Below are 14,803 nucleotides of genomic sequence, written 5' to 3' on the forward strand. Positions count from 1 at the left end.
GGGCTTATGCTAAAGCTCGGTATATCTGCTTTCTATGATGGCGAAAATGTGCTGTCATAAAACTAAACATCCCAGGAAAAGACAAGCGACCGGCAAAGGGGTGCTTGTAAACTTCTCTATCCAGGTAACTTTCTTCCAATTGCTCTAAAAATGCTCGTAATAACTGGCGTTGTGTTTGATACTGGGTCTTAATATTGGCCAAATCATCTTCCTTTGGCAAGGCAGAGGTACTGATGAGCGCCGGTGCTTTCACCTTTAAAGGTAAAAATAGATACCAATTTACAAATAGCGCTCTTGCAGCAGCAGCAAGCCCTGCTTTTGGTAAATTTGGCTCAAAGCTTAATTTTTTTTCACAATACTGTAGCGAATATTTTTCCGACAACAATAAATGATTTAAAACTTGGGTAACACTCCAACTTTCGGGTGCGGGTGACCGATTTAGCTGTTCGGAAGAATAATGATCCAATTCCGTAAAGAGTTGGTCCAGTTCTTTATCCATAACGGCTAATTGATCCAGGATCGCAGCTCGCATGATTATGATTATTTTATATAATAGACTTGTTCTACTGACAAGCTTGCCTAGAACAAGCTATCCAAGACAAAGCCATTTTAGCGTATTTTTCACTCCCCTAAGGTAATCATTTATGCGGAAACCGGCCAGTAGAGACGTCGTATCACAACGTCTCTACTGGGGAATTAGATTTTAATCATTCTTATTTGTCGAAAATCGCCTTCATGCGCTAGACGTAACCAATAGACACCACTACTCAACCGGTCGAGGTCACTTACCTCAATTCGGTTTTGCCCGGAAGGGAAATAAACACCTAATTCCTGGTGCACCAACTGCCCTTGAGCATTAAACAATTGCCAATCCAACGCACCGCCTTCATCCAGGATTAAATCCACACGAAATGCTTCCTGAAATGGGTTGGGGTAAGCCTGTACATCCACGATAGGATCTAAATCTTCTGTGCTATTGGTACAATCCGTTTCAAAGTAGTAAACGGTAGTTTCGCTGGTAGAGCTGTTACAGACTGTTTGTATTTGTAGTTCGTAGGTGGTGCAGAATTCCAGTCCTTGCAAAACCAAGGCTGTATCCTGGGTAGCCTCCGATTCCCACGTCGCCTCGCCCAACGGGCGGTAACGCACAATGTATGCCAAGGGGTCACCATTGATTTCCCAATTAAGACCAGCACTGGTATAGTTTTCTTCAATTTGTACTTCCGTAGCTTCAGGACAAGGAATAAACCCAGAAAAATAGGCGGTGATGTCATCATTGCTTTCCAAACTCATCTGGATGGCTTCTTCAAATTGGTCAGGAGCAAAGATGTTATTAGCCACCTCCCAATAAGCAAATTCGTGATTGGGGTTAGCCAGCGCTTCCAATTCAATTTCAATGCCGCCATAATAAGTGGCCGCCCAAGGATACACCAGCCCTTCAACGGTATTGGCACGCACCCTGCCGGCTCCTTCGGGTTCTACATTAATCGTCAATTCAAAGGGGCCGGTAATCCCATCTTCTTCATAGCAGTCTATCATCCCATCGGCAATGACAGTACAGCGAGTCAATATATAGTTGCGCAGATTTACTACATTATCTTCCCATCCTTGCATGGTTCCTCCCCACCTATCTATCTGGCGGGGCATCTCTGGACGAATCCTGTCGATCATACTATCCAATAACTCCAACATAAAATCACAGCCCAGATACGTATTCGTCAAATCCGCATAGCGGTTGATGTACAAAGCAAAGAAGTCTGGATTTTCGAACAGGCGAGAAAAAATCGTCAAGTGCCCTTCAAAGTCCGTCGCTGGAGAAATAAGCTCTACGTTACAAGGATCAGCAAACGGGCCTTGGTCAGGAATGAAGGTATAGTTGATATAGTGACCATAGGTAGCATCTTCATCCCAAAGAATGTAACGCCAGCGTTGGGCACCACCATCAGGGTCGCGCCCTCGCCACCAGGCCGTATTCCAATTGAGCCAGTCAGCGGAGACATTATGGGAATGCAGAATAATGTAATCCAATAGACTCTCCACATCCAAGCGCTCAGAAACGTAAGCATAGTTAGCAGGATCAGCCATATCGTTAGCTCCAATATAGGCGGTCAATGCGTTCCAATCATCTATGCTGCCGTATTCTTCCCAGGTGTTCCCCCACGTCTTGAGAAAATCAATTTCAAAGCGATTCTGATCATAATAATAACTGGTAAAATCATGGTCGTCTACCTTCTCCCGGATTTCGTATACGCCCCAGTATTGCCCGTTGACGAAAAGAATGCAAGGTTCGTAAGTACGCTCGTCCATATGGAGGTTGGCTTCCTGTGAAAGCGTATGCACAAAGGCATCACGGATATGTGCTCCTCCATCTTCAAAGGAGTAGTTATCGTTAGCGGCAGCTTTTAGAATAAGCCGTTGAAACTTGTCTCTATCCGTTTTTCCAGGAAATATTTCGTGTTTCACAGCATAGTCGTCTCCCATTTGGTCACGGGTAACGAAGTCGATTCCCCGCTGGTCGTAAAAATTCCAGGAGTCATTGCCATGCTTATTAAAATCTCCGCTGGCATCAGCGACTCTATCCCCTTCTGCAGTAAACAATTCCAAGGTACCGATAGGCTCCAAAAAAGTAGCACCGTTGATAAGCACCTCTACCTCATCCCCCGCAATCGAAATTGTGGGCACAGTAAAAGTTTCATCAATAAAAAAGGTCTGGTAGTCCACAAAGCTCGGTGGTGCATCTGCATCTTCACCATAAGCAATAGCTTTCACTACTGTTGTTGCATTGATCGTAAATGGCCCCGTATAAGGTGTACTTGCGTCGGATGGCCTCGAACCATCCAGGGTGTAATACACATCTGCACTAGGGTCACCTACTATAATACTTATTTCTGTCCCTGCTGCGTAAAATCCTGCGGCAGGCTGTATCGAAGGTTTCGCAGCATATTCTGGCCGAGGATCACTGTTACCAGCATCCGGGCTTGGACTTACAAATACAAACCACTCGCTCCCCCCATCCGGGAAACGCCCACGCGAATGGCCCGCTTGGTTGGGGATATCTAATTCGTGGCTGTCCAAAATATTCCCTGCAGCATTGGCCAACACAACAGCTTCACTGTTCTGAGTTTGGGTAATTTTAAAATTGGTATGCCAGTTCGTTCCATCAAACTGATCTAAGCTAGAGGCCCATACCTGAAAATAGCCATTGGCCGGAATAATCGTACCCGCTGGAATCTCCCATTTGGTGGGATTATCCAGTTTATCACTAAGGTAATAACCACTAATATCAACCGCTACATTAGCAGGATTATACAGTTCTATCCAGTCTTCATCACCGCCAAAAGCGTCAAAAAACTGTCGGTAGTTACCTGCTGAAAATTCATTAATCACCACTTGGCCCGACAAACCGGAAGCCATGAGCGCAAAGAGAACAAAAGGGAAATAGTACTTATAATTCATAACTGGAGCATGTTTTCATGAGGAAAGGTAGTTTTTTAACAAGGGATTACACAGTGTAATTTGCATTCTGTATTACCTTTGACAATTAATTCAACACAACAAGTCCATGCTATCGGTCAACAGTGACGAACACTACATGCGTCAGGCACTCAAACAAGCTCAACTTGCTGCTGAAGCAGGAGAAATCCCTGTAGGGGCTGTTGTTGTTGCCAATCAGCACATCATCGCCCGCGGGCATAACCAGACAGAACAACTTACCGATGTGACCGCTCACGCAGAGATCATCGCCCTCACTGCCGCTGCCAATTATCTGGGTGGAAAGTACCTCCAGGGCTGCACCCTTTACGTCACGCTTGAGCCTTGTGTCATGTGTGCAGGTGCACTGGCTTGGGCTCAACTCGACCGCCTCGTCTATGGCGCTGGCGACGACAAGCGGGGTTTCATGCGTTTTGGCAAAGAGCTTCTCCATCCTAAAACCAAAATAGAGTACGGAGTGCTGCATGAGGAGTGCGGTATTTTAATGTCGAGTTTTTTTAAGGGTAAGCGCTAATTTTTCGCATCTTTCTTTTAAACACCCTCTGTAGATTTGCAAATTCCTCTCAGCTATCTTACCATTCTTGTTGGCGTTTCGCAAGGTATTATCCTTGGATTCATCTTTATTGTTTCTCCCTATTTTCGTAGTCGGGCCAATCAATTTCTGAGTTACACTTTTTGGACGACGGCAGTCCTGGGTGTCAACTACAGCCTCCTCATGTCTGGCATTGAAAACAATTGGCTGATATTGGCAAATGATATCATGTGGGAGTATCTTTTTCCTACTACCCTACTCCTTTATTTTGCCTATGCTCTTGATCACCCTCTCTCCAGATCAAACAAACAATACTGGCTTTATTTGCCTTTTTTTATCACCCTACTCATCAATGTTATAATTGATTTAGATGTTGATTTCCATCTTTATCACCTCTCCCTTCTCCATAATGATCCTTTTATTCAAGGCTACTATTTTATCGAAGACGCCGGTACGCTTATTTTTGCAATACTCACCTTTAGCTGGTCTTGGCGAATTATTAAAAACTATCCTCCAAAATTTCCAACCCCCTGGTTCCAGGAATTCTGGTGGTGGTCTACAGGAGTAATGCTACTTTGGATCGGGCTATGGCTACTCTACGAGGTAGGTGAGAAAGATTACGAAGGGTATATCTTCGCAGCGGTAAGCATTCTTTTTTCCTGGGTCACCTATCGGGGGGTACTCCAATTCAAGCTGGCCGAAGAAAAATTTGAAATCCGTAAAATTCTAGCTGCACATCAACAAAACAGAAAAGAAGAGGAACCGGCACCTATAGAAACAAGCCTTCCTCCAAACATTTATGTCCATCGCCTGGAGCAACTCATGCAAAGAGACCACCTCTACCGTGACCCCCAACTCAATCGCGATATAGTCGCAGAAAAGCTGGGGATCAGTAGCGGCTATCTTTCCCAACAATTAAATGCCTGTAGCGGTATTAATTTTTCTGAATACATCAACCAATACCGAGTAGCGGAAGTAAAACGGCTACTCCTTGACCCTACCTTTAAAACATACAGCTTACTCGCCATTGGTTACGAAGCCGGTTTCAATTCCAAGTCTACTTTTTACGCCACCTTCAAAAAAGCAACAGGGCTTTCTCCCAGCGCATACCAGGCCCAATCTACTCGTATTTCGCAAACCTAGCGTATAAGGCTGTTAAGGCGCGTTGGGGAATTTTGCCAACTAATTTTCCCTTTTTTAGGATAAGCTGAGTCTTTCAGACCTGTAGTTAACAATTTCGGACGCCTTTTACCGCCAGAGATCTCATGTTTGTGGCAGCAACAAAAAAACAAATGACAACATGAAATCACCACTGTACATTGCTTTGCTTTTAACGATACTGTTACCCTGCCATCTGCTTTTTGCCCAAGCTGAAAATCACTGGGGCATCACTATGGGTTGGTCAGAAGCCTACGTAGCAGATCAGCATACCTCCCCCCTACTTTACCGTTCCGACCTACTTGCCATCGGAGGCAGCTACCAGCGGCAGGCCAAAAGTTTTTTAGAACTTTCTCTCCTGTTTCAAGTCGGCAATCATCAGGCCCAGCGTCTTGGCAAACGATCCGGCACCTTCAACGAAACGCCCGACCTTTTCGGCAACCAAGAGTCTTATGACTTTGTCGTCAACCCTTTTTTGTCGCGTATCAGCGGATTTTTCAACTCCCGCATCCTCTGGGAGCTTTCAGATCACTCCAGGCTGGGGGCTTCTATCAACATCCGCTACGACATGGCTGGCATGAGCGGCGACACTTGGCAGTATGCACAGGCCGATCTCGCTCCTGAGTACCAGTATCAACGTCCTTTATTTGCAGGGCAGTTACAAGCTCGTTTCAGTTTGCCTATCATCGGTGGTATTGTTCGCCCCAACTGGGCGGTCGACCCGTCATTGCCCGATGAGACCAATTATTTCAAGGGGTACCTCCGCACGGGCAGCAGCATTACCAGCCTTCATCACTTGTTCAACCCTCGTGGTCAATTCAGCTACCAGTATCCCTTACCCAATGGCAAAACCCTTGGCGTTGCCTATCACATCGCCTGGTTGTCGTATGCCTTGCCTCGTCCGCTACGCATGTTCGAGCAGGGCCTACAGCTCCAGTATTATTGGTAGGGCGTGCCCCCGCCATCGTAGTATACCCTCCTTATTTTTTCATTCCTGGCGGGGTCGGGCCCTTCCAGGTTCGGCCTTCGCCTCAGCCCTGCGGGCTGGCCCCTGACAGGGCCACCTTCCAGGCACCTCACGCAAAAAAAACATTATGAAAAACAATATCTTATTAGTCTTACTAATCCTCTTTTCCAGTGCTTGCGAAAAAGTCATTTTCGACCTCCCCTATAGCAACAAACCTGTAGATAATTTCGAATCTATGTGGACCGAATTTGATCAATTGTACGGTTTATTTAAGGTCCGCAACCTCGACTGGGACAGTGTCTATCAAGTCTATCGCCCTCAGGTTAATAACAACATGGATGATAGTGAGCTGTACGAAGTACTCGTAAGTATGCTCACTCTTCTTAATGACAGCCACGTAGGCTTGCTTCCCACCAACAGTAACCTACCCCAATTCCAAGGGGGCATTGGCGGGCGCATCGACACTATCCGTGATTTTAATCTTGACTTGGTAAGAGAAAACTATCTCCCCTTTCCTATCGAAACAGACCCCTTCACCTACGGATTTGTCAACGATAGCATCGGCTACCTCTATGTTGCCTGGGAACCTGAGGAGAAATCTATTCATAAAGAAATGCCCACCATCGTCGATCATTTCCGCGATGCGAAAGGAATCATCATCGACATCCGTAGCAACACTGGCGGCGAAGATCGCGGAGGACAGGCATTTGCTTCTTACTTCACAGATCAGACCCGTTTGTATATGACTACCTCCATCAAAAATGGGCCTGGGCCTGATGACTTTACGCCTCTTCAAGAGTGGTACATCACACCACAAGACAAGCACCTTTTGCAACCGCTGGTTCTTCTCACCAATCGGGCTACCGTTAGTGCCGCAGAAACACTGACCCTCGCCATGCGTAGTTTACCTCAGTTGACTATGCTGGGAGATACGACTACAGGTGCTTTTTCCAATGCTGTTAATCGCGAATTACCCAACGGTTGGTTATACAGTATGAGTATTGGCGACTGGCGGGCTGCTGATGGCACGAGTTATGAAGGAAAGGGGATTCCGCCAACTGTTGTCATCCAAAACAAAGCTACTGAATTACACTCAGGGCAAGACAAGGTACTGGAGGCTGCTATTGCGTCTTTTTAGTAAAAAGTAGGGGCTGTTGGTTATCTGTTCACCAACACCCCATTTTTATTTCTCTTTTAAGTTAAACCCTCTTAACACTGCACGTTAAAGACTCTTAAAGCGCAGCCAGGTAGTTGACAACGCCCCTATATTGGGACAAAAATTAACAACCATGAAAATGATCAAATACTGCCTGTTGCTATTGGGGTTCGTAACCATGCTCACTTCCTGTAGCCCAACACTGAGTCCTTTTACTCAAAATCTTTACGAAGACAATAACTGGACGGAAGGTGATCTTCGTAAAATCCAGTTCTACCTCTCCGATGATATTGTACTCTACCGCGAACTTACCGGAGGCAATTCCCAAATCATTGAAGGAGAAATTAAAGTCGTCAATGGCCGCAAACGTGACCAGATCACTTTCCGTCGAGGCACGCCAGGGGTATTTTTATTTAGCCCTAAGAGCAATCGTTTTGCCGTGAGTTTTGAAGACGGCGGCGATGACCGTTACCTTATTTTTGGTCCAAATCCTAAGGTTGCCAACCGTTATGTTCTATTAGCCAGCGACTGGAACCGTCAGCAGGGCGTCGTCACTTACGCTGGCCAGCAATGGACGGTTGATGCCAATGATGCCTATACCGCACTAATGGTTGATTTAGAGCGCCTACAACAGGTTGATGTCAACACCAGAGTTGCTGGCGGCCGGAAGATTGGAGGCTAAAGTCCGTAGAAAGATGCGGGCTGCTTCGCGCCCTTAAGATAGAGCATAGAGGGGTAATCAGCGGCTGGGAATCAATTACCAACTTCAATTAGAAAAGCTGATGTTGATAAATTTCAAGTTGATTTCTGCTAGCGTTCTTAAAACCCCTCTATGTTCTACTCAAAGTGGCGATACAATCGCCGCGCCCCCCTTTACTGCTTTCTGCAAAATGCCGAAAGTCCAGCTTGAAATTTCTCTATTCCTAATTCCCAGTTCCGGCTTTCAAAACCTTTGCCAGTTCAATAACAAAGATTTATCCCTTTTACTGGGGTAATTTTTCTAATTTTGCGTCGTTTTTCAGCCAGAAAGGAGATGATCTTCTTTCTGGTTCAAGGACTTTTTCTTTGTTAATACAAAAACTGGCTACTCATGACAAAACAATGGACGTTGTTGCTGACCCTATTCAGCCTGACCATTGCGGGATTATTTGCCCAAAATAATGACCAACGCGTTTTATTCACTGTTGAAGACGTACCCGTTACGGTAGAAGAATTCGACTACATTTACAGTAAAACCAACGGTGAGAACGCTGATTTTTCCGAAGCTTCTCTACAAGAATACCTAGACCTCTACGTAAAATTCAAACTCAAAGTACAGCGAGCTAAAGAAATGCGGCTTGATACCATTGTAGTACTACAAGAAGAATTAGCTGGTTATCGCCGTCAGTTGGCTGACAGTTACCTGATCGACCGTGCCATAGGTGACAAACTCATTATGGAAGCCTATGAGCACCTACAGGAAGATGTAGATATCAGCCACATCCTGGTGAATCTCAAAATTGATGCTGCCCCTTCAGATACACTGGCAGCCTACCAACAGATCATGGCTGCTTATAACCGGATCAAAGATGGTGCTTCCTTTGAGGAGGTCGCAAAAGAAGTATCTGCAGATCGCTATAGCAAGGACAAGGGTGGCCGGATCGGCTTTACTACAGCCCTCTACCCTGCTGGTTTGCACAATTTAGAATATGCTGCTTACGACGCACCGCTCAAAACCGTCACGATGCCTATCCGCACCAATGCCGGTTACCACCTCTTGTATGTGCACGAGCGCCGCCCGGCACGAGGAGAAATGGAAGTAGCCCACATTCTTGTCCGCGAAGAGCCACTGGGTGAAGCTGTAGCTAAGACAAAGATTGACAGTATCTACCAAGCCCTCCAAGGAGGCGCTAATTTTGATCAGCTTGCCCGCACAGCCAGTGAAGACAAGCGTACCGCTACCAACAACGGTTACCTTGGTTTCTTTGGCATTTCTCGTTATGAAAAAGCATTCGAAGATGCAGCCTTTGCTATATCCGAAGATGATGGCTATAGCAAGCCGGTTAAAACAAGCCTCGGCTGGCACGTTATCAAAAGAATTAGTCGTAAGGAGATACAACCATTTCCCGCTGAGAAACCTCGTTTAGAAGGAGATGTCAGAAAAGACCCTCGTTTTGAAGAAGCGAAGAAAGCTTTGCTTCGGAACATCCGCAGCCAGAACAATTTCACGGAGAATACAGTACTACTGGATGGCTACATTGGCAGCTTACCCGATACCTTTACTACTTTCCGCTGGAAAGCACCTGCAATGGCATCGCCTAAGGTGTTGTTCAGTCTAGACGGTGGATACCAGGCAACCCTTGGTGACTTTGAAAGCTACTTGGGTAAAGCTACTCGCGAGCGGGTTACTTATGGCCGGGAAGGCAATAAAGCATCGGTTGCTCACCGCTTGTATGCTCAATTTGTGGATGATCAGTTATTGAAATATGAAGAGTCTCAGTTAGAAAAGAGATATCCTGAATTCCGCAGTTTGATGCGGGAATACGAAGAAGGCATACTCTTGTTCGAAGCTACCAAAATGGAAGTTTGGGACAAAGCGGCTCAGGATAGCACCGGGCTCGAGAAATTCTTTACGGGCGTCCAGGGTAAATACCGTTGGGCACCCCGTGCTAAAACGACCGTTTATCGTATCGGTACGAATAATAAAGACTTGGCTCCGGAAATCCGTACTTATGCCATGAACCATACCGCCGATGAAGTAAAAGCTCATTTCAACGTGGATGGCAGTGTGAAAGTGGTTACCGAGGAAGCGACTTATGAAAAATTCCGTAATACCGACCTTTCTGATGCTGACTGGAAAGCTGGTGCTGTAACCAACTTAATTGAGAATGACCGCAGCCGCAGCCTGAAGTTTTTCAAGATTGAGGAGATTATCCCGGAAGGAAATAAAAGCCTAAGTGAAGCCCGTGGTTATGTAATTGCCGATTACCAGGACCAATTGGAAAAAGAATGGGTAGAGGAACTTCGTAAAAGCTACGAAGTAAAAATCAACCAGAAAGTTTTCAAAAGTCTGATTCGGTAATATTGCGCAGAAAATAAAATGCGATTTTGTTTTCTTGCTGCTCCTAATATTATTGCAAAAAACGGTTCAAAAACGATTGATGCAGGAGTTGAATAAGTGGATACCATCAGTCATTCTATTCCTTCTTCTAGGAAGCTTAGCTTCCTGTGAACTAGGAACGACTGAGGAAAGTGAGAAAGATCGATTATTGGCTCAAGTAGGAAGCAAATCCCTTTACATTTCAGAAATGGAAGGTATGTTTCCAGAAGGCCTTTCGGGGCAAGACAGTCTGTTGGTTATTGAATCCTACGTAGGGCGTTGGGTACGTGAAGCTGCTATTTTGAACGAAGCAGAGCGTAATATTCCAGCTGATCTTAACATCAATAAGATGGTGAGGGATTATCGTGCTTCTTTAGTGCGTTCTAGTTACGAGAAAATTTTGGTAGAACAACTACTCGACTCGGTCGTCACTAAGCAAAAGCTGGAAGAGTTCTACGAAGAAAACCAGATGCTCTACGAACTACAGAAGCCTATTGCTCGCTGCCTGTTTATAAAAGTACCGATACCGACCCCGGAAGGAGATCGCTTACGCAATCTCTGGAACAAGGCGGAGGAAGGAGATCTGGCAGCTCTACGGGCTTATTGTGATCAATACGCCGAAGTAGCATTGCTGAAAGAGGATTTGTGGTATGCCGTAGAAGAGGTTGCTGAACAATTACCCACGGGTACACTAACCGCTGGAAATATTGGTTCCAAGCGGGAATTCACTCAGAGAGATGAGCACCATCAATACTACTTTAGGCTTTTTGAATTAAAAAACCGTAAAGAAATCGCCCCTTTGTCTTACGTAGAAGAGCAGGCCCGCAAGGTGATCTTGCACAAGCGTAAGTTACAATTGGTGGAAGAAGTAAAAGAAGACATTTACCAACGGGAACTGCGGGAAAAGAATGTGGAGACCTTTTACTGATTATTGCGCAGAAAATTGATTACGATTTTCGTGCTGTTCCTTATTTTTAGTTAACAATGTACAAGTTTTGGTTTATGAATAAGCAAATCTGTTTTTTGATCGCCGCACTCTTTTGTGTCCAAATGAGTTTTGCCCAGCGGGAGGTGATCGATAAGGTCGTCGCAATGGTAGGAGGTGAGATCGTGCTATTATCAGAGGTAGAAGAGCAAAACTCTCTACTCAAGGCTCAGAACCCCAACCTTGGTGAAGGTTTGCGTTGTGACATTATGGACCAGTTATTGTCCAGCAAGTTATTGGTTAATCAGGCCAAGCTGGATAGTATTCTCGTTGCAGATGAAGAACTGGAAGAGCAGCTCAATGCCCGGATTGACAGAATTTTATCTTACATGAATGGCGATCTTGAGCAGTTTGAAGCTTACTATGGCCAGACTGTTACCCAAGTAAAAGAGCAATTCCGCGAGGATTTGCGCTCCCAACTTCTTTCTGAAAGAATGCGATCGCAGGTGTTGAGTGGTGTAAATGTAACCCCTTCGGAAGTAAAAAACTTCTTTAACCAGATTCCTATCGATAGCCTTCCTTACTTTAGCTCAGAAGTAGAAGTAGGTGAAATCGTCTACGTTCCGCCCGTTAATGCGGAAGAACGGCAAAAATCTATTACTAAACTGGAAGGCCTACGAGAGCAAATAACGACCAGTGCAACCACTTTTGAAGAAGCTGCCAAACGCTTTAGCGATGATGGTTCTGCAAGGATTGGTGGTGACCTCGGGTGGGCTAAGCGAGGAAAATTCGTACCAGAATTTGAAGCAGCAGCTTACCAACTTGAGCCCGGAGAGATTAGTCAGGTTATTGAAACAGAATTTGGCTTCCACCTTATTCAATTGTTGGAACGTCGGGGAAATACCATTCGCGTCCGCCATATTCTCGTTCGTCCAGAAATTACGGACAATGACCTGGAGCTAGCTAAACAACACCTGGACTCTGTACGTACACTGATTGTCAATGACTCGATTACTTTCTCGATTGGCGTCAAGCGTTTTGGCAATGAAGATGTCCAGAGTTTCAATAACGACGGCCGGATGATGAACCCCGCTACTGGGAATACGTTCTACGAAGTTGCAGACCTTGACCCCGATGTCTATTTCGCAGTTGATACGATGAAAATTGGTGGCATTACTGCGCCCTTTCCTTTTGCCAGCCCTTCAGGCGAAACTTTTTACCGGATCGTTCAGTTGCAATCAAGAACCCTACCACACCGGGCGAACCTCCAGCAGGATTACAATAAAATTATGCTGGCAACTAAAGAATCTAAGCAAAACGAATTCCTTAGTGAGTGGATTCAAAAACGGGTAGCATCCACCTATATCCAAATTGATAGCCGTTTTCAGACTTGCCCTAACTTGGCAAAATGGAAAGAGGATGGAATTGCAAAGCCTTAGTATTAGTACCAAGTCGCTTTTCAAAAAGAAGTTAGTCATTCAGACTAACTTCTTTTTTTTATTGCGTACAATTACGGATCGCCTGATTCAAAATACTTACGCCTAAATCAATTTCATCTCGTGTCACCGTTAGTGGAGGTGCAATTCGAAATACCCCACCAAAACCCTTCACTCTTACGATATTCATACTGAGCCCCAGCCGTAAACATTCCTCTGATATCCTATGGCCCAATTCAGGATCAGGCTGCTTGCTTTTCCGCTCTTTTACGATTTCCATGCCCAGTAATAGCCCTTTTCCACGTACATCACCAATGCACTCGTGCAGGTTCATTAAGGCTGTTAACTGCTCTTTGAGGTAAGTTCCCATTTCGTTTGCACGAGAGGCCATGTTATCCCTTGTCAAAATTTCGAGCGTCGCTAACCCTACTGCCGCACAAAGTGGATCAGATACATGGGAAGTGACATAAATAAAGCCTTTTTCATAACAAGATTCTTCCATCTCGGCACTACATACAGCTGCCGCCAAAGGTAAGCCCCCCCCAAGAGTCTTTGACAGCGTAAGGAAATCCGGAGTCAATTCATATCCTTCAAGTGCAAAGTTTTGCCCTAAACGTCCCAACCCTGTTTGAGCTTCATCAAAAATAAGCAGTAGGCCACGTTCATCACAAAGCTCTTTTAGTCTTTTTAAATAAGCAGGGGGCAATTCAATAATCCCCGCCGCGCTGAGCACCGGTTCCGCAATCATTGCAGCATAAGCACCTACCGATTGCTGATCAACCATTTTCATGCCGAATTCCAGACAACTATTATCGCAAGTACCTTGGCAGTGCTGAATAGGGCAACGATAAGCATAGGGCGCTGGCAGCATCAGGCTTCCAGGCATAGCAGGGCCATAACCTCTTCGAGTAAGGGAATAAGTATGTGATTGTGCTCCCGCAGTCATACCATGCCAGGACCCCGCAAAACCCACAATTTCAAAACCGCCGGTATGCAGTTTGGCCATTCTTAAAGCCACTTCATTAGACTCTGATCCCGTGTTCAAAAAAATACTCCGATCCAGCCCTTTAGGAAGAAGCTCACTCAGTGTTTTTCCTAAGGCTATCAATTCGGGGGAGAGCATCGTACTTAGGAGGTGAATAGCTCGTGTACCAGCCTGCTCCATAGCGGCCAAGATATCCGGGTGATTGTGGCCAAAAACGGAGCACATTTGCCCCGAAGTAAAATCCAGGATAGCTCTTCCATCCTCCGTATAAACATAACTGCCTTTTGCTGACGCTATCAAAAGGGGTGAAAAAGTACCACAATAACGGATGAGTACTTCCTCTGCATTTTTTTGCCAATCCTCGTTCATAGGTCTTGTTTTTAATGTAATATCCAGCCGTTCGATGAATGTGAAAAGCAATCATTAATTTTCGAAAATAAGTAGTTTTACGCTAAAACAAGTACTTTAGGGGTTGTAGCCCATCTCTAATTCTCTTTTCTATGCAACGAATCACGACCTTTCTTTTGTCACTTTTACTCTGCTCTATCTTAATGCAGAACTGTAATAAAGCACCTCAAGACAACGGCGAACGCCCGGAGGTCGGCATTGCGCTGGATTCACTAGTAAGGAGAGTCGCTATCCCAAGTCAGGTAATGGGTAAGGTATTTAATGCCAATGTGATCCTCCCAGAAAGCTACTTCCTTGACTCTAATGTTAATTTTTATCCGGTCATTTATTTGCTACACGGGTATTCCGGTAATTATGCCAACTGGTACGATCGCGTTCCAGGCCTCAAAGAGCTTTCCAGTGAGCATGATATGATTATCGTCACGCCAGATGGTAATTTCAACAGTTGGTACCTCAACAGTTATGTCGATTCCACTCAACTCTTTTATGCCTATATCAGCCAAGAAGTTCCACAGTATATAGACGAGCATTTTCGTTCTTATCAAGATGCCCGCTATCGTGGAATTACGGGCTTGAGTATGGGTGGCCATGGTGCTCTAAGTATTGCACTTAAGCATCCTGATTGGTTTGGTGTAGCAGGGAGCATGAGTGGTGTTGTTGATTTA

The 14,803-nt window shown here is 45.3% G+C and carries 12 protein-coding genes; 9 read left to right on the plus strand and 3 right to left on the minus strand.

The window, feature by feature from the left end; all coding sequences use genetic code 11:
• Window positions 1-4 precede the first annotated feature (4 nt).
• Both ACRBG0_RS12475 and ACRBG0_RS12480 read right to left on the minus strand, forming a co-directional pair.
• Entirely contained in the window at window positions 5-532 is a 528-nt protein-coding gene (locus tag ACRBG0_RS12475; RefSeq protein ID WP_431487207.1) for a DinB family protein, read from the minus strand.
• A 164-nt stretch (window positions 533-696) separates the two neighbouring features.
• Window positions 697-3,456, minus strand: a complete 2,760-nt coding sequence (locus ACRBG0_RS12480; RefSeq protein ID WP_431487208.1) for a CotH kinase family protein — start codon at window positions 3,454-3,456, stop codon at window positions 697-699.
• A 106-nt stretch (window positions 3,457-3,562) separates the two neighbouring features.
• Between ACRBG0_RS12480 and ACRBG0_RS12485 the strand changes: the two genes are divergently transcribed.
• The 8 genes from ACRBG0_RS12485 to ACRBG0_RS12520 all read left to right on the plus strand — a co-directional run bounded on the left by ACRBG0_RS12485 (window position 3,563) and on the right by ACRBG0_RS12520 (window position 12,748).
• On the plus strand, window positions 3,563-4,006 hold the full coding sequence (locus ACRBG0_RS12485; RefSeq protein ID WP_431487209.1) for a nucleoside deaminase: 444 nt from the start codon (window positions 3,563-3,565) through the stop codon (window positions 4,004-4,006).
• A 36-nt stretch (window positions 4,007-4,042) separates the two neighbouring features.
• Window positions 4,043-5,167 (plus strand): helix-turn-helix domain-containing protein, encoded by a 1,125-nt coding sequence (locus ACRBG0_RS12490; RefSeq protein WP_431487210.1) that lies wholly within the window; start codon window positions 4,043-4,045, stop codon window positions 5,165-5,167.
• Window positions 5,168-5,324: 157 nt separating this feature from the next.
• Window positions 5,325-6,131, plus strand: coding sequence for a hypothetical protein (locus tag ACRBG0_RS12495; protein ID WP_431487211.1), 807 nt, complete (start codon window positions 5,325-5,327; stop codon window positions 6,129-6,131).
• A 145-nt stretch (window positions 6,132-6,276) separates the two neighbouring features.
• Complete coding sequence (locus ACRBG0_RS12500; RefSeq protein WP_431487212.1) at window positions 6,277-7,287, plus strand: S41 family peptidase; 1,011 nt, start codon at window positions 6,277-6,279, stop codon at window positions 7,285-7,287.
• 151 nt (window positions 7,288-7,438) lie between these two features.
• The gene (locus tag ACRBG0_RS12505; protein WP_431487213.1) at window positions 7,439-7,987 is read left to right on the plus strand and encodes a hypothetical protein; all 549 of its coding nucleotides are present in this window, start codon (window positions 7,439-7,441) and stop codon (window positions 7,985-7,987) included.
• 408 nt (window positions 7,988-8,395) lie between these two features.
• Window positions 8,396-10,366 carry a peptidylprolyl isomerase gene (locus ACRBG0_RS12510; protein WP_431487214.1) on the plus strand — a complete coding sequence of 657 codons (1,971 nt, stop codon included), beginning with the start codon at window positions 8,396-8,398 and terminating at the stop codon, window positions 10,364-10,366.
• 79 nt (window positions 10,367-10,445) lie between these two features.
• Complete coding sequence (locus ACRBG0_RS12515; RefSeq protein ID WP_431487215.1) at window positions 10,446-11,312, plus strand: hypothetical protein; 867 nt, start codon at window positions 10,446-10,448, stop codon at window positions 11,310-11,312.
• A gap of 74 nt (window positions 11,313-11,386) precedes the next feature.
• On the plus strand, window positions 11,387-12,748 hold the full coding sequence (locus ACRBG0_RS12520; protein ID WP_431487216.1) for a foldase protein PrsA: 1,362 nt from the start codon (window positions 11,387-11,389) through the stop codon (window positions 12,746-12,748).
• Between the two features lie 58 nt (window positions 12,749-12,806).
• Here the strand turns inward: ACRBG0_RS12520 and ACRBG0_RS12525 are convergent, their stop codons facing one another.
• Window positions 12,807-14,099 carry an aspartate aminotransferase family protein gene (locus tag ACRBG0_RS12525; protein WP_431487217.1) on the minus strand — a complete coding sequence of 431 codons (1,293 nt, stop codon included), beginning with the start codon at window positions 14,097-14,099 and terminating at the stop codon, window positions 12,807-12,809.
• A 131-nt stretch (window positions 14,100-14,230) separates the two neighbouring features.
• Between ACRBG0_RS12525 and ACRBG0_RS12530 the strand changes: the two genes are divergently transcribed.
• On the plus strand, window positions 14,231-14,803 hold a 573-nt coding region (locus ACRBG0_RS12530), incomplete at its 3' end, for an alpha/beta hydrolase (protein ID WP_431487218.1).

It is taken from the genome of Lewinella sp. (assembly GCF_050633125.1).
Lineage (GTDB): Bacteria > Bacteroidota > Bacteroidia > Chitinophagales > Saprospiraceae > Lewinella.